The organism is Bradyrhizobium sp. 195 (assembly GCF_023101665.1).
Classification (GTDB): Bacteria; Pseudomonadota; Alphaproteobacteria; order Rhizobiales; family Xanthobacteraceae; genus Bradyrhizobium.
This window is the reverse complement of the sequence record NZ_CP082161.1, coordinates 5,349,039-5,364,433: the sequence shown is the minus strand read 5'-3', so window position 1 is coordinate 5,364,433 and position 15,395 is coordinate 5,349,039. Positions and strand designations below refer to the sequence as shown.

Annotated in this window: 13 protein-coding genes; 11 read left to right on the top strand and 2 right to left on the bottom strand. The window is 63.2% G+C overall.

Going from position 1 to position 15,395, the window contains the following annotated elements:
- Positions 1 to 16 precede the first annotated feature (16 nt).
- On the bottom strand, positions 17 to 1,582 hold the full coding sequence (locus IVB26_RS25035; RefSeq protein ID WP_247967840.1) for a PfkB family carbohydrate kinase: 1,566 nt from the start codon (positions 1,580 to 1,582) through the stop codon (positions 17 to 19).
- An 83-nt stretch (positions 1,583 to 1,665) separates the two neighbouring features.
- A complete protein-coding gene (locus tag IVB26_RS25030) occupies positions 1,666 to 2,682 on the bottom strand; it encodes an SDR family oxidoreductase (RefSeq protein ID WP_247967839.1) in 1,017 nt (338 codons plus the stop codon).
- 165 nt (positions 2,683 to 2,847) lie between these two features.
- Here IVB26_RS25030 and IVB26_RS25025 point away from each other — a divergent pair, with 165 nt between their 5' ends.
- The 11 genes from IVB26_RS25025 (at position 2,848) to rpoB (ending at position 15,385) form a co-directional block, all read left to right on the top strand.
- Positions 2,848 to 3,435, top strand: a complete 588-nt coding sequence (locus IVB26_RS25025) for an SIS domain-containing protein (protein WP_246916927.1) — start codon at positions 2,848 to 2,850, stop codon at positions 3,433 to 3,435.
- Positions 3,436 to 3,447: 12 nt separating this feature from the next.
- Positions 3,448 to 4,467: a lysylphosphatidylglycerol synthase transmembrane domain-containing protein gene (locus IVB26_RS25020; protein WP_247967838.1), complete on the top strand. Its 1,020-nt coding sequence runs from the start codon at positions 3,448 to 3,450 to the stop codon at positions 4,465 to 4,467.
- A 157-nt stretch (positions 4,468 to 4,624) separates the two neighbouring features.
- Positions 4,625 to 5,821, top strand: a complete 1,197-nt coding sequence (locus IVB26_RS25015) for a class I SAM-dependent methyltransferase (protein ID WP_247967837.1) — start codon at positions 4,625 to 4,627, stop codon at positions 5,819 to 5,821.
- Between the two features lie 369 nt (positions 5,822 to 6,190).
- Positions 6,191 to 6,382, top strand: coding sequence for a preprotein translocase subunit SecE (gene secE, locus IVB26_RS25010; RefSeq protein ID WP_007602984.1), 192 nt, complete (start codon positions 6,191 to 6,193; stop codon positions 6,380 to 6,382).
- Entirely contained in the window at positions 6,382 to 6,936 is a 555-nt protein-coding gene (gene nusG, locus IVB26_RS25005) for a transcription termination/antitermination protein NusG (protein ID WP_007602985.1), read from the top strand. Before secE ends, nusG begins: the two co-directional genes overlap by 1 nt.
- Positions 6,937 to 7,076: 140 nt before the next feature.
- A complete protein-coding gene (gene rplK, locus IVB26_RS25000) occupies positions 7,077 to 7,505 on the top strand; it encodes a 50S ribosomal protein L11 (protein ID WP_006611824.1) in 429 nt (142 codons plus the stop codon).
- Positions 7,506 to 7,511: 6 nt separating this feature from the next.
- The gene (gene rplA / locus IVB26_RS24995) at positions 7,512 to 8,204 is read left to right on the top strand and encodes a 50S ribosomal protein L1 (RefSeq protein WP_014494487.1); all 693 of its coding nucleotides are present in this window, start codon (positions 7,512 to 7,514) and stop codon (positions 8,202 to 8,204) included.
- 88 nt (positions 8,205 to 8,292) lie between these two features.
- Complete coding sequence (locus IVB26_RS24990) at positions 8,293 to 9,246, top strand: 2-hydroxyacid dehydrogenase (RefSeq protein WP_247967836.1); 954 nt, start codon at positions 8,293 to 8,295, stop codon at positions 9,244 to 9,246.
- 583 nt (positions 9,247 to 9,829) lie between these two features.
- Positions 9,830 to 10,348: a 50S ribosomal protein L10 gene (gene rplJ, locus IVB26_RS24985; protein WP_247967835.1), complete on the top strand. Its 519-nt coding sequence runs from the start codon at positions 9,830 to 9,832 to the stop codon at positions 10,346 to 10,348.
- Positions 10,349 to 10,402: 54 nt separating this feature from the next.
- Positions 10,403 to 10,780, top strand: a complete 378-nt coding sequence (gene rplL / locus IVB26_RS24980; protein WP_247967834.1) for a 50S ribosomal protein L7/L12 — start codon at positions 10,403 to 10,405, stop codon at positions 10,778 to 10,780.
- A 486-nt stretch (positions 10,781 to 11,266) separates the two neighbouring features.
- Positions 11,267 to 15,385: a DNA-directed RNA polymerase subunit beta gene (gene rpoB, locus IVB26_RS24975; RefSeq protein WP_247967833.1), complete on the top strand. Its 4,119-nt coding sequence runs from the start codon at positions 11,267 to 11,269 to the stop codon at positions 15,383 to 15,385.
- Positions 15,386 to 15,395: the final 10 nt, after the last annotated feature.

Sequence of the window (15,395 nt, the reverse complement as noted above, 5' to 3'; positions counted from 1 at the left end):
AAATCTCTCGTTGGCGTCACTTCAACAAGGCGGTGACGAATTTGACCAGCGGCGCCTTTTCGACCGAGCTGCGGTGACCGACGATGCCGACCTTGATCGCGCCCGCCGCGTTACCGATGAAGGCGACGTCCTCGATATTGCCGCCGGCCGCCACCAGCGGCGCCGTAATCGTCAGGAAGGCATCGCCGGCGCCGACCGTGTCCACCACGGTCTTGGTGAAAGCAGGCACGCGCGCGACGCCGGTCTTCGACGAGAAGGGGTAGCAGCCGAACGAGCCGTGCGTGATGATCATGTTGTCGCAATCGATCTTGCGGTGCAGGCCGTCCTCGATCACCGACGCGATGTCGTTGAACTTGTCGGTCGCGGCCAGGCGCGCTTCCGGCGCGTCGATGCAGACGTAGTCGGCCCGCGGATACTTCGTGATCAGATTGTAGCCGTGGTTGCCGCTGTTGCTCTGGGCGTTGACCGCCAGGAATTTGGAGTTCGCGATCAACGTGTCGATCGTGCTGGATGCGATCATGCCGTGACCGAAATCGGTGACGATGACCACGTCCGCGCCGCGCACGCGTTCCGCGGTGACCTTGTCGATCTCCTTGCGCGCGGTCTCGTCGAGCGGCGTGTCGTCCATGGTGTAGACTTCGAACAGCTTGTGCAGATAGCCCATCTCGACGTACCGCAATTTGCGCGTCGTCGGGCGGCCCTGAATGCGGATCGGCGTGACCGTGACGTTCGGGCGGACATGCGCGCGAATGAATTCTTCGGGGTAGTCCTTGCCACCCAGCGTCGTGACGATCTCCACCGACTTGCAGAAGCTCGCCACGTGATTGGCCGCGGCAATGACGCCGCCTGCAAATTGCTCGCCATTCTTGAACAGCGTAGCGACGATGTTCTCCTTTGAAGCCTTCCCGAGCGCCGTGACGTACTGGTATTCGTCGATGATGGTATCGCCGACCAGCACGACGTGCATGTCCTGGATCTTGTCGATCAGCTTCAGCAGGCGTTCGGCGCCGCCGCCTTCGCGCACCTTCTGGAGGTAGTCGCGCAGGGGCGGATCGTAGATGTCGAAGTAGCGGTTCAGCAGCGACGACGAGCTGAAGGTCACGTCGCGCGTGAAGACGACTCGCCCGCCGTGACGTTCGACGGCCTCGCGCTCGGTGGCGATCTTGCCGGTGACGTCATCCTCGGGGTTTTCGTAATCCGAGCCCTTCACGTAGATGTCGGGGCGCACGGTATCGAGGACCGGCTCGGCGCTGGAGGTCCGGTTGATGCCGACCCAGTCGACCGTGCCGAGCGCGGCCAGCATCTCGGCGCGCATGTTCTCCGGAAAGATCGGTCGCCCCGGGCCCTTGTTGACGAAACGGTCGGCGGTGATGGTCACGATGACCACGTCGGCCTCGTTGCGCGCCGCCAGGATATGCCGGACGTGGCCGAGATGCACCAGATCGAACACGCCGTGGCACAACGCGACGGTCTGGCCCTTTGCCTGCGCGGCGCGTGCAACCGCGCCGAGGTCCTCGATCGTCTTGATCTTCTCGTGCGGTGCCGGATGGCCGTTCGGCTTGTCTGTCGGAGCATTACCCATGTGAATTACCCAAAGCGCCGGTAGGTCTCAGATGGCCGGCCCGAAATTGATCGACTCGCAGCAACGATATCCCGCGAACCTGTTCAAGAGCTTGCCTTCTGCGGCGAGCCATTGTCGTCACCGAGATATTTGAACCAGTCCTTGGTGGCGTCGGCGATCTTGTCGACCGTCCAGAGGGGCGCGTCCTTGTACTGATCCATCGATTTCAGCATCGTCGCAACGCCGTCCTCGAATTTCACCTTCGGCGTCCAGTTCAGGACCCGCTTGATCTTGGTGATGTCGGCGTAGGTGCAGTCGGGTTCGCCCGGACGCTTGGGGATGTGCACCTTGTCGCCGCCGAGAAGTTCGACCAGCCGGTTGACGCTGTAGGTGTTGTCCGAGCCAACGTTGAATATCTCATGCGAGATATCGGAGCGTGCGGCGGTCACGAAGGCGTCGGCGACGTCGCTGACGAAGGTGAAGTCGCGCGTCTGCTCGCCGTCGCCGACCACCGTGAAGGGCTTGCCGGCGAGCTTCTGCGCCATGAACACGCCGAACACGGCGCCGTAGGTGCCAGTGGTGCGATGGCGCGGCCCATACACGTTGAACAGGCGGAGCGCGACCGCGGGCAGCTTGTAGACCTGGCACCAGTGCATGACGCACTGCTCGCCGAGGTTCTTGGTAAGGGCGTAGGGATACATCGGCCGGATCTCGGCGCTCTCGGGCGTCGGATAGACGTCGGGAATGCCGTAGCAGGATGACGATGCGGCGTAGATGAAGCGCTTGGCGCCCGCATGCCGTGCCGCCTCGAGAACGTTGACCGTGCCGTCGACATTGGCGCGATGATACGGGATCGGGGACTCGATCGAGGGAACGATGTCGGCCAGCGCCGCGAGGTGGAAGACCCAGTCGATTCCGTGGAAATACGGCTTGATCGATTCCAGGTCCGTGACATCCGCCCGCACGACCTTCAACTGGCTCGAATTGGCGCGCGAAGCCAGATTTTCGGGGCGACCGATCACAAAATTATCGAGCGCGATGACCTCATGGCCATCATCGAGGAGGCGATCGACGAGGTGACTTCCGATGAAACCTGCGCCACCGGTGACAATGCATTTCATGGGGAACATCCGTGACGCGAATGCCCAGCGAAACAGGCCCGCCAATGTTAAGGGAAACTCGAAAGCCGACTATCAGCCGCTCGCCAACTTTGCAAGCATTATACCTTTGCAATCCCTAGTAATAGCCGGTATCAGGGCGTCATGTTGCAGCCGAGCCGCCAGCCCATGCCTGTCGAGTCCGTCGATCCCGATCACAAGGCTTTCCTCGACGATTATGTGGGGCGCCTCCATCGCGCGACGGCGATTGACGACGGCGTTTTTGCCGGGATCTCCGCCACCCGCACAATCTGGTTGCGCACGCGCGAGCAGGGCGGCCGCGTCATCTTCATCGGCAATGGCGGCTCGGCCGGCATCGCCTCGCATCTGGCGATTGATCTTGCGAAGAACGCATCGGTGCCTGCGCTCTGCTTCAGCGACGCGAGCATGATGTCGTGCCTTGCCAACGACTACGGGTTCGAGGATTGGATCGCGCACGCCGTGCGGCTGAATGCACGTGCCGGCGACTGTCTCGTCGCGATCAGTTCGTCGGGACGCTCGAAGAACATCCTCAATGCGGTTGCGCAAGCGCGGACAATGAAGCTCGACGTGATCGGGCTGTCGGGCATGAATGTGGACAATCCGCTGCGCAATCTCGGCGACGTCAATTTCTGGGTCGACAGCCGCAGCTACAACATTGTCGAGACCACGCACCAGTTCTGGATGATGGCCGCGATCGACCTCGTCATCGGTCGCGCGGAATATCCGGCATCCTGAGGCGGGCACCCGATGCAGTCGCGGTTCAAACAGGCGGCCCTGTTTTCGGTAAAGCTGCTGCTGTCGATCGCCGTGCTGGTCTACATCGCGCGCGGTCTCGACCTGCAACGGTTGCGCAGCCATCTCGTCTCGGTCGATCCTTTCCTGTTCGTCCTCGCGCTGGCGCTGATCTTCTTCCAGACCTTCGTGCTCAACGGCCGGTGGGAGCTGATCATGCGCGCCCTCGGTGTGTCGCTGGACTGGCTCGCGGGCTGGCGGATCCTCATGATCAGCCTCTGGTTCAATCAGGTGTTGCCGTCGTCGGTCGGCGGGGACGCGGTGCGGATGTGGCTGCTGCGCCAGCGCGGCGTGCAGTGGCCGGAGGCGGTCAAGGGCGTTGCGGCCGACCGTTTCACGGCATTGATCGGGCTGATCGTGCTGATGGTGGCCGGATTGCCGTTGCTGCTATCGCGCGTGTCCAATCAGGCCGCGATCCTGGCCATCGGCGGGCTGACGCTGGCAGGCGTTGCCGGCACCGTGGTCCTGTTGACGCTCGACCGTCTGCCCAGGCGCCTCATTGCGCATCCGGCGATCGCAAGCTTCGTCCGGTTCGGAACGCTTGTCAGGTTTCTTCTCCTGCAGTCCGAGCGCCGCGCTTTGCTGTTCGGATCGGCGCTCCTCATCCATCTCGTGACCGCTGCGGCCTGCTACGCCTTGGCGCGTGGTGTCGGAGCGCAGCTCTCGGTGCTGGACGCCGTCGTCCTGATTCCGCCGGTGGTGCTGTTGACGGCCGTCCCGATCTCGATCAGCGGCTGGGGCGTTCGTGAGGGGGCGATGGTCGCCTGCCTCGGTCTGGCGGGCGTGCCTTCCGAGGAAGCGCTGTCGGTGTCGCTCCTGCTGGGCGCCATCAGCGTAATCATCGGGCTCGTCGGCGGCGGGATCTGGCTGGCAAGTCCGGAGCGCGGCTCGTATTCCGCGGACAAGGCCGCCAAGGCGGCGGAGGAAGCTCCCAGCTACGACGGGCTGGGCAAGGAAGTCTCGAGCCACCCATGACCCGTTTCAGCTCGTTGCTGCAGGTCTGGTTTTCACAGGGTGGGATTGCCTCACCCGCCCGCGCATCTCATTTTTCGGTTCCACGATGAAAAATCTGTTCTACGTCCGTCATACCTGCCGCCTCTGTCATTCGGACAAGCAAGAGCTGGTCGTCCCGATGGCAGGTATGCCCATCGGCACGCCGAACTTCCAGGTCCCGGACGCCAGCGTCGACGATCCCGTGTTCCGGGCCGCGGTGCCGATGGCGCTGCACCTGTGCCGGGATTGCGGTCATCTGCAGATCCTCCATGTCGGCAATCCCGAGATCCAGTACCGCAACTACGTCTACACCACCTCGCTCTCGCTCGGCCTGCGCGAGCATTTTGCTGGCTATGCCAACGACGTCGTCAGCCGCTTTGCCATCGCGCCGGGCTCGCTGGTCGTCGAGCTCGGCAGCAACGACGGATCGCTGCTCGGCTACTTCAAAGAGCGCGGTATGCGGGTGCTGGGTGTCGATCCCGCGGTCGACATCGCGCGGCGCGCGACGGAGGCGGGGATCGAGACCATCGGCGATTTCTTCACCGATGCCATCGGTCACCGCATCCTGCAGAGCCACGGTGCGGCGAGCGTCGTGATCGCCAACAACATGATCGCCAATGTCGACAATCTCGATCCGCTGGTGATCGGGGTTCGCGACGTGCTGGCGCCGGACGGGTTGTTCGTCTTCGAAACGCAATACGGCGTCGACGTCACCGAGAAGAACCTGCTCGACACCGTCTATCACGAGCATCTGTCGTATTTTAACATCAAGCCGCTGATCCGTTTCTTTGCCCGGCTCGGCATGGAGCTGATCGACGTCCAGCACATCTGGACCAAGGGGGGCTCGATCCGCGTGACCGTGCAGCGTTCCGGTGGCGCCAAGAAACCGTCGGCCGAGGTCGCGCGCTTCGTTGCCGAGGAAGAACGGCTCGGCGTCGATCAGCCAGCCTATTATGCGCCCTACGTGAAGCGGATCGCCGCCATCCGCGACGAGTTGGTCGCGATGGCTGATGCCGCCCATGCGCGCGGGCAGCTCGTTGCCGGCTACGGCGTCTCGGTCGGCACCACGACCCTGCTGCCGCAGTTCGGCCTTGAGAACAAGATCGACTTCCTGGTGGACGACGACCCCAACAAGGGGAACGTGATGGCCGGCCCGGGTTATGACATCCCGATCCTGCCGCCCGCCGCCCTTTACGAGCGCAAGCCGGCATTCGTCGTCGTTTTCGCCTGGCGTTATGTCGACCCGATCCGGGCCAAGCACGCCCGCTATTTCGCCGAAGGCGGAAAGTTCGTGGTGCCGCTGCCGGGCACTTCGATGGTCGACCGGGCCGACTGACCGCGCGAGGGCGCCGAAGAGGCGAGCGCTCCATTGGGGCGTTCTGAGGAACCGGCCGGAAGCTGCGGTCAGGCGTTGCGAGGGTGGGGCAGATAAGTTCTTGATTCGTCTGGGCTCTGCTCCAACGCCCGGGAAGGGCGGCTCGTCGAGGCGAGTCCCCTATATCTTGACCTTTGGTCCCATCCGCAGTAGATACCCCGCACTCGCAGCCGGCCCGTTAGACGCGGATCTCCGGCGCGGCTTTGAAATCCCCGAACAACCGAGCCCGGTTTCCGGCTCATCCTTCGAGACAGAGGGCTGGGCCAACGGCGGCTGTTCGGATCCCTGAAATTCATTCGCGTCTGTCGACGGACGTTGGACATCAAAACGATGGCAGTCAGCCCGTTCAAGTTCTTGCAGGAAGTACGCTCGGAGACGGCCAAGGTCACCTGGCCAACCCGCCGCGAGACCACGATCACCACCATCATGGTGTTCGTCATGGTCGCCGTGGCCTCGATCTTCTTCTTCGCCGCCGACCAGATCATCCGGGTCCTCATCACCTTCCTTCTGGGCATTCACTGATGGCAACAGCAACCGCTCAACTGTCTGACAAGCGCTGGTACATCGTCCACGCCTATTCGAACTTCGAGAAGAAGGTCGCCGAATCGATCCGCGAGCAGGCCAAGCAGCGCGGGCTCGAGGAGCTGTTCGAGCTGGTGCTGGTTCCGACCGAGAAGGTCACGGAAGTGCGCCGCGGCCGCAAGATCGACGCCGAACGCAAGTTCTTCCCGGGCTACGTGCTGGTGAAGATGAAGCTGACCGACGAGGCGTTTCATCTGATCAAGAACACGCCGAAGGTTACGGGCTTCCTCGGCGCCGAAAACAAGCCGATGCCGATCTCGGAAGCCGAAGCCATGCGCATCCTGCACCAGGTGCAGGAGGGCGTGGAACGGCCGAAGGCGTCGGTGTCGTTCGAGATTGGCGAGAACGTGCGCGTGGCCGACGGCCCGTTCGCTTCGTTCTCGGGTGTCGTCGAGGAAATCGACGAGGCGCGCTCGCGCGTGAAGGTCGCAGTGTCAATCTTCGGCCGCGCCACGCCGGTCGAACTGGAATTCGGTCAGGTCGAGAAGGTCTGACCGTTTGTCTACCTCTCCTCGCAGAGCGGGGCGAGGGAGAAGAGAGGCCGTGGGAGGACGAGGGCGGTTGCCAGCCGCCTGTTGATCCCGACCACGAACCTGAAACCGCCGGCGACATGCCGGCACAACAGGAGTGATACATGGCAAAGAAAGTGACCGGATACCTGAAGCTTCAGGTCCCGGCCGGTGCGGCGAATCCTTCGCCCCCGATCGGTCCCGCGCTCGGTCAGCGCGGTCTCAACATTATGGAGTTCTGCAAGGCATTCAACGCCCAGACCCAGAAGGAAGAGAAGAACACCCCGATTCCCGTCGTGATCACGATCTACGCCGATCGTTCGTTCACGTTCGAGATGAAGACGCCCCCGATGTCGTTCTTCCTCAAGCAGGCCGCCAAGATCCAGTCAGGCTCGAAGGCGCCGGGCCGCGACAAGGCCGGCAAGGTGACCAAGGCGCAGGTGCGCGAGATCGCCGAGAAGAAGATGAAGGATCTGAATTGCGACTCGATCGAATCGGCCATGAAGATGGTCGAGGGCTCTGCCCGTTCGATGGGTCTGGAAGTGGCGGGGTAAGCGGTCATGGCAATCGGAAAGCGTTTGAACAAAGCCCGCGAAGGTGTTGACCGCGAAAAGCTTTATCCGCTCGCGGACGCCATCAAGATGGTCAAGGAACGCGCGAAGGCGAAGTTCGACGAGACCATCGAGGTCGCGATCAATCTCGGCGTCGATCCGCGTCACGCCGACCAGATGGTCCGTGGTGTCGTGACCCTGCCGAACGGCACCGGCCGTACGCTCCGCGTCGGCGTGTTCGCCCGTGGCGCCAAGGCTGATGAGGCCAAGGCTGCAGGTGCCGACGTCGTCGGCGCCGAAGACCTGGTCGAGAAGGTGCAGAACGGCTCGATCGATTTCGACCGCTGCATCGCCACCCCCGACATGATGCCGCTGGTCGGCCGTCTCGGTAAGGTGCTCGGCCCGCGCGGCCTGATGCCGAACCCGAAGATCGGCACCGTCACCATGGACGTCACCGGTGCGGTGAAGGGTGCCAAGGGCGGCTCGGTCGAGTTCCGTGTCGAGAAGGCCGGCATTCTGCAGGCCGGCGTCGGCAAGGCCTCGTTCTCCGAAGAGAAGCTGGTCGAGAACATCAAGGCTCTGGCCGATGCTGTCTCGAAGGCGAAGCCGGCCGGTTCCAAGGGCACCTACATCCAGCGCGTTGCGGTGTCCTCGACGATGGGCCCGGGCGTGAAGGTCGAGCCGGGCACCATCCTCGGCTAAGTCTGGAAATTGCATGAGGCGAGGGGCGGAATTGGGCAACCGATTCCGCCCCTCGTCGTTTGTGAAGGCTTCACCGGAAACAAGAACAATGGCTGACAAGGTCCTGATCTATTCGCGCTTTCCCAAGTCGATGATGGCGCGTTTCGCGGAGCGGTTCGAATTGCTCGACGCCGGCGGCAAGCCCGCGGGGGAGGTGTTTTCGGCCGACGAACTCGGCGGCGTCCGCGCGATGCTAACGGCGGGGGGCTCGCCGCTCGGTGCGGAGGCGATGGATCTGTTTCCAAAACTCGGCGCCATCGTCTGCTACGGCACCGGCTATGACGGCGTCGACCTGGAGGCGGCAGCGACCCGCAATATCGCGGTCGGCCACAGCCCGGGCGCCAATGCGGCTTCGGTCGCCGATATCGCGATGACCCTGATGCTGGCGACGACCCGCCGGATCCTGGTCGCCGACCAATATGTCCGCAGCGGCGACTGGGCCGCCTCGAAGCAGTCGCCGATGATGCGCCCGCAGGCCGGCATGCCCGGCCGCCGCATCGGCGTCTACGGCATGGGCGCGATCGGCCGCAAGATCGCGGTGCGCTGCGCCGCTTTCGAGAGCGAGGTCGGCTATTTCAGCCGCAACAAATACGATCTGCCCTATCAATATTTCCCGACCTTGGAGGCGCTAGCCGATTGGTGCAGCGTGCTGATGGTCGCGGTCCGGGCGGGAACCGAGACCCAGCATGTCGTCAACGCCGGCATCCTGAAGCGCCTCGGCGCCGACGGCTACGTCGTCAACATCTCCCGCGGCTCGGTGATCGACGAGAATGCCCTGGTCGCGGCCCTCTCCGACAAGACCATCGCTGGCGCTGGCCTCGACGTGTTCGAGAAGGAACCGCACGCGCCCGACGCGCTGACCGCGCTGCCGAACGTGGTGTTCGCCCCGCATATCGGCGGCCACACCCTCGAATCGCACGTTGCGATGCAGAACTGCGTGCTGGCGAACCTGAGCGCGTTCTTCGCGGGCCGGCCGCTGCCTTACGGGGTCAAATCGGCCTGAATCGGTCCTTATCGGCCCGGGTCAAGCGCCCGCGGCAACAGATTGGAACTGGTGTGAATTTTGCTCTTGGCAAGCACGCCCGGAGCGGTTAAAGAACCGCCTCCGGACGTGCCGGCCTCGGCTGGCGCGTTCGTGCACGCATTCAGAAAACCCGACACGACAGGAGGTCATCCTTTTCAGGACGTCCGTGAGGATTTGCCCGAAAAGGAGGGAAAACCCGTCAGTTGGCGGAATGTGGGCAGAGGTCGGGCGGTTCGCCGGCTGACCTTGTCCTGTCCAAGACTGCAGGCGCCAGCGAGGAATTTCGATTCTCAACGGCTTAATCGCATGGCCTGCACAGACGGGTGAAGACCGGATTTCACTTCGCATCCAGCTTTAAGGGCTGGCCTCGCGAAACGGGTCTGGTTCGGACCTCGACACGCCGTGGGCCTTCAGGGGCTCCCGGAGGGCAGGCTTTGAATCGTCGTCTCGCCCGGCGCGTGTCCGATGGGTTTTGGCCCGGAGGTTCAGGTTTTGGGTGGGACGATGGGTGCAACCCGGCGGTCCCGCTTTCGCGATGGCCGCCAACCGGAAAGAGCTTGCTGTGGAACGAGCGGCAAAAAAGGAAGCGGTCGAACAGCTCAACGGGGTCTTCAAGACCACGAGCGTCGCGGTCGTTGCCCAATATTCCGGCCTGACCGTTGCCCAGATGCAGAAGCTGCGCATGCAGATGAAGCAGGCTGGTGCCTCGGTGAAGGTCTCGAAGAACCGTCTCGCCAAAATTGCTCTTGAAGGCACTGACGTCGTTGCCATCGGCCCCATGCTGAAGGGACCGACCGTGATCGCCACTTCGAACGATCCGGTAGCGGCGCCAAAGGTCGCCGTCGAATTCGCCAAGGCGAACGAAAAGTTCGTCATCATTGGCGGCTCGATGGGAAAGACCGTCCTGAATGTCGACAGCGTGAAGGCGCTTGCCTCGCTGCCGTCGCTTGATGAACTGCGCGCCAAGATCGTCGGCCTGCTTGTGGCCCCGGCGACCAAGATCGCTCAGCTCGCCAATGCGCCCGCGGGCAAGCTCGCGCGCGTCATCCAGGCTCATGCCTCAAAGGGCGAAGCGGCCTGACGCCCTTCGCAAAACTCAAACCCGAACCAGACTTACACGTAAGGAAACTGAACAATGGCTGACTTGCAGAAGATCGTTGACGACCTCTCGAGCCTCACCGTGCTCGAAGCTGCTGAACTGGCGAAGCTCCTCGAAGAAAAGTGGGGCGTTTCGGCTGCCGCGGCTGTCGCCGTGGCCGGTCCGGCTGGTGGCGGCGCTGCCGCCGCTCCGGCGGAAGAGAAGACCGAGTTCACGGTCGTTCTCGCCAGCGCCGGCGACAAGAAGATCGAGGTCATCAAGGAAGTCCGCGCCATCACCGGCCTGGGCCTGAAGGAAGCAAAGGACCTCGTCGAGGGCGCGCCGAAGCCTGTCAAGGAAGGCGTGAACAAGGACGAAGCCGACAAGATCAAGGCCCAGCTCGAGAAGGCTGGCGCGAAGGTCGAGCTCAAGTAAGCAGCGCTTACTGACGGGATCCCGGGCGAGCGTCAGCGAAGCCCGGGATCCTGGCTTGCCCCTCAATGAGGGGTGTGCCGGATGCAAAAGGCGTGCGACGGAACGTTCCGACGCGGGCCGAACACGAAAAAGTGTGGGGATTTGCGGGTTTCACCCTCGAATCTGCACTATTGTCGCCCCATATCGGTTCGGCAGCACGAAAGCGCGGTGGGCAGGGATGCCAGGATTTCCCTGTAAGCCGTTGGGAGAGCAGGCTATTTCGGGCTTTTGCAGTCCGTGAAGACAATCGTTGTGACGGGCGGGCGCGCACCAGCGCCCCGCGCGTCGTTTTGCGTTTTGAAGGTCTGAAGAACAGATTCAGGACATTCTCGCCTGAACCTGAGTCTCCGGTCCCCAAAACGGGTTCGAAAAATTCAACCCGGGGAGCGGTGGCAGCCGCGTCCCGGACGGCGCGCCCGGAGCGGGCGACGAAAATGAGAGGCCACGATGGCGCAGCAGACATTCACCGGTCGCAAACGCGTTCGCAAGTTCTTCGGACACATCAAGGAAGTCGCCGAGATGCCGAACCTCATCGAGGTTCAGAAGGCGTCCTATGACCAGTTCCTGATGGTCGATGAACCCCAGGGTGGCCGTCTCGACGAGGGTCTGCAGGCGGTCTTCCGCTCGGTGTTTCCGATTTCCGACTTCTCGGGCACCTCGATGCTGGAGTTCGTCCGCTACGAGTTCGAGCAGCCGAAATACGACGTCGACGAGTGCCGCCAGCGCGGCATGACCTTCGCGGCTCCCCTCAAGGTGACGCTGCGCCTCATCGTGTTCGATATCGACGAGGAAACCGGCGCGAAGTCGGTGAAGGACATCAAGGAGCAGGACGTCTACATGGGCGACATCCCGCTCATGACGATGAACGGCACCTTCATCGTCAACGGCACCGAGCGCGTCATCGTCTCGCAGATGCACCGGTCGCCCGGCGTGTTCTTCGATCACGACAAGGGCAAGACCCATTCCTCGGGCAAGCTGCTGTTCGCCGCCCGCGTCATCCCGTATCGCGGCTCCTGGCTCGATATCGAGTTCGACGCCAAGGACATCGTCTATGCGCGTATCGACCGTCGCCGCAAAATTCCGGTGACCTCGCTGATGTTCGCCCTCGGCCTCGACGGCGAGGCGATCCTCAGCACCTTCTACAAGAAGATCCTCTACAAGCGGACCAAGGAAGGCTGGCGCGTTCCGTTCGACGCCAACCGTTTCCGCGGCTACTCGACCGTCAACGATCTGATCGACGCCGATACCGGCAAGGTCGTGCTCGAGGCCGGCAAGAAGCTCACCGTCCGTGCCGCCCGCCAGCTCCAGGAGAAGGGGCTGAAGGCGCTGCGCATGTCCGATGAGGAGCTGGTCGGCAACTACGTCGCCGAGGACCTCGTCAATCCGAAGACCGGCGAGATCCACGCTGAAGCCGGTGAGGAGATCACCGACAAGCTGATGAAGGGGCTCAACGAGCACGGCTACAAGGAGCTGCCGCTGCTCGACATCGACCACGTCAATGTCGGCCCCTACATCCGCAACACGCTGTCGGCGGACAAGAACATGACGCGCGAGGATGCACTGTTCGACATCTACCGCGTGATGCGTCCGGGCGAGCCGCCGACGCTGGATTCGGCGCAGGCCATGTTCCAGTCGCTGTTCTTCGACGCCGAACGCTACGACCTCTCCGCGGTCGGCCGCGTCAAGATGAACATGCGCCTCGACCTCGATGCGCCCGACACCCAGCGCACGCTGCGCAAGGAAGACATCCTCTCCGTCATCAAGACGCTGGTGGATTTGCGCGACGGCAAGGGCGAGATCGACGACATCGACCATCTCGGCAACCGCCGTGTGCGCTCGGTCGGCGAGCTCATGGAGAACCAGTACCGCATCGGCCTCCTGCGCATGGAGCGCGCGATCAAGGAGCGCATGTCCTCGGTCGACATCGACACGGTCATGCCGCAGGACCTGATCAACGCCAAGCCGGCGGCTGCCGCCGTGCGCGAGTTCTTCGGCTCCTCGCAGCTCTCGCAGTTCATGGACCAGACCAACCCGCTGTCGGAGATCACCCACAAGCGCCGCCTGTCGGCACTTGGACCGGGCGGTCTGACCCGCGAGCGCGCCGGCTTCGAGGTGCGCGACGTGCATCCGACGCATTACGGCCGCATCTGCCCGATCGAGACGCCGGAAGGTCCGAACATCGGCCTGATCAACTCGCTCGCGACCTTCGCGCGCGTGAACAAGTACGGCTTCGTCGAGACGCCGTACCGCAAGGTCAAGGACGGCCGCGTCACCGACGAGGTCGTGTATCTCTCGGCGATGGAAGAGGGCCGCTACACGGTCGCGCAGGCCAACGTGCCGCTCGACCCGAAGGGCCGTTTCACCGAAGACCTCGTGGTCTGCCGTCACGCCGGCGAAGTCTTGCCGGTGACGCCCGACAAGGTCGACTACATGGACGTGTCGCCGAAGCAGCTCGTTTCGGTCGCCGCGGCGCTGATCCCGTTCCTCGAGAACGACGACGCCAACCGCGCGCTGATGGGCTCGAACATGCAGCGCCAGGCGGTGCCGCTGGTTCGCGCCGAGGCGCCGTTCGTCGGCACCGGCATGGAAGGCGTGGTTGCGCGTGACTCGGGTGCCGCGATTGCGGCGCGCCGTTCCGGCGTGATCGACCAGATCGACGCGACCCGCGTCGTCATCCGCGCCACGGAAGATCTCGATCCGACCAAGTCGGGCGTCGATATCTACCGGCTGATGAAATACCAGCGCTCCAACCAGTCGACCTGCATCAATCAGCGTCCGCTGGTGAAAGTCGGCGACATCGTCAAGAAGGGCGACATCATCGCCGACGGTCCGTCGACCGATCTGGGCGAGCTCGCGCTGGGGCGGAACGTGCTCGTCGCGTTCATGCCGTGGAATGGCTACAACTTCGAAGACTCGATCCTGCTCTCCGAGCGGATCGTGAAGGAAGACGTGTTCACCTCAATTCATATCGAAGAATTCGAGGTGATGGCCCGCGACACCAAGCTTGGCCCTGAGGAAATCACCCGCGACATTCCGAACGTCTCGGAAGAAGCGCTGAAGAACCTCGACGAAGCCGGTATCGTCTACATCGGTGCGGAAGTGCGCGCCGGCGACATCCTGGTCGGCAAGATCACGCCGAAGGGCGAGAGCCCGATGACGCCGGAAGAGAAGCTCCTGCGCGCCATCTTCGGCGAGAAGGCTTCCGACGTTCGCGATACCTCGCTGCGCGTTCCTCCGGGCGTGCAGGGCACGATCGTGGAAGTGCGCGTGTTCAACCGTCACGGCGTCGACAAGGACGAGCGTGCGCTGGCGATCGAGCGGGAAGAGATCGAGCGTCTGGCCAAGGACCGCGACGACGAGCAGGCGATCCTGGACCGCAACGTCTACAACCGTCTTGCCGAGCTCCTCGAGGGGCGGCAGGGCATTGCCGGTCCCAAGGGCTTCAAGAAGGACACCAAGATCACCCGTGCGGTGCTCGAGGAGTATCCGAAGTCGCAGTGGTGGCTGTTCGCTTCGCCGAACGACAAGCTGATGGCCGAGATCGAGGCCATGCGGAAGCAGTACGACGAGTCGAAGAAGGGGCTTGAACAGCGTTTCCTCGACAAGGTCGAAAAGCTGCAGCGCGGTGACGAATTGCCGCCCGGCGTGATGAAGATGGTCAAGGTCTTCGTCGCGGTGAAGCGCAAGATCCAGCCCGGCGACAAGATGGCCGGCCGCCACGGCAACAAGGGCGTGGTGTCGAAGATCGTGCCGATCGAGGACATGCCGTTCCTCGAAGACGGCACCCATGCCGACATCGTGCTCAATCCGCTCGGCGTGCCCTCGCGCATGAACGTCGGACAGATCCTCGAGACCCATCTCGGCTGGGCCTGCGCCGGCCTCGGCAAGCGTATCGGCCAGACGGTCGATGCCTATTTGTCGAAGCAGGACATCAAGCCGCTGAAGGAAACCTTGAAGAAGGTCTACGGCGAGGACGAGACGATCAGGTCGCTCAACGACAACGAGCTGATCGAGCTTGGCCATAACCTCAGCCGCGGTGTTCCGATCGCGACGCCGGTGTTCGACGGCGCCAAGGAAGCCGACATCGAGGAGATGCTGAAGCTTGCCGGTCTGGACGCTTCGGGCCAGTCGACCGTCTATGACGGCCGCACCGGCGATCCGTTCGATCGCAAGGTGACGGTGGGCTACATCTACATGCTCAAGCTGCACCATCTGGTCGACGACAAGATCCACGCGCGTTCGATCGGTCCGTACTCGCTCGTCACCCAGCAGCCGCTGGGCGGCAAGGCGCAGTTCGGCGGCCAGCGCTTCGGCGAAATGGAGGTGTGGGCGCTCGAGGCTTACGGCGCGGCGTACACGCTCCAGGAGATGCTGACGGTGAAGTCGGACGACGTCGCCGGCCGTACCAAGGTGTACGAGGCGATCGTGCGCGGCGACGACACGTTCGAGGCCGGTATTCCGGAATCGTTCAACGTGCTGGTCAAGGAAATGCGCTCGCTCGGCCTCAACGTCGACCTGCACAACTCCAAGGTGGGACCGGCGCCGACGTCGGAAGCGGCCGAGTAATCGACCTGTT

What these genes read in the sequence shown, in the direction of transcription:
- rplL (WP_247967834.1), top strand. Translation starts at nt 10,403, where the DNA reads ATGGCTGACTTGCAGAAGATCGTTGACGACCTCTCGAGCCTCACCGTG.
- IVB26_RS25035 (WP_247967840.1), bottom strand. Translation starts at nt 1,582, where the DNA reads ATGGGTAATGCTCCGACAGACAAGCCGAACGGCCATCCGGCACCGCAC.
- IVB26_RS25025 (WP_246916927.1), top strand. Translation starts at nt 2,848, where the DNA reads ATGCCTGTCGAGTCCGTCGATCCCGATCACAAGGCTTTCCTCGACGAT.
- IVB26_RS25030 (WP_247967839.1), bottom strand. Translation starts at nt 2,682, where the DNA reads ATGAAATGCATTGTCACCGGTGGCGCAGGTTTCATCGGAAGTCACCTC.
- IVB26_RS25015 (WP_247967837.1), top strand. Translation starts at nt 4,625, where the DNA reads ATGGCAGGTATGCCCATCGGCACGCCGAACTTCCAGGTCCCGGACGCC.
- IVB26_RS25020 (WP_247967838.1), top strand. Translation starts at nt 3,448, where the DNA reads ATGCAGTCGCGGTTCAAACAGGCGGCCCTGTTTTCGGTAAAGCTGCTG.
- rplK (WP_006611824.1), top strand. Translation starts at nt 7,077, where the DNA reads ATGGCAAAGAAAGTGACCGGATACCTGAAGCTTCAGGTCCCGGCCGGT.
- rplA (WP_014494487.1), top strand. Translation starts at nt 7,512, where the DNA reads ATGGCAATCGGAAAGCGTTTGAACAAAGCCCGCGAAGGTGTTGACCGC.
- secE (WP_007602984.1), top strand. Translation starts at nt 6,191, where the DNA reads ATGGCAGTCAGCCCGTTCAAGTTCTTGCAGGAAGTACGCTCGGAGACG.
- nusG (WP_007602985.1), top strand. Translation starts at nt 6,382, where the DNA reads ATGGCAACAGCAACCGCTCAACTGTCTGACAAGCGCTGGTACATCGTC.
- rpoB (WP_247967833.1), top strand. Translation starts at nt 11,267, where the DNA reads ATGGCGCAGCAGACATTCACCGGTCGCAAACGCGTTCGCAAGTTCTTC.
- IVB26_RS24990 (WP_247967836.1), top strand. Translation starts at nt 8,293, where the DNA reads ATGGCTGACAAGGTCCTGATCTATTCGCGCTTTCCCAAGTCGATGATG.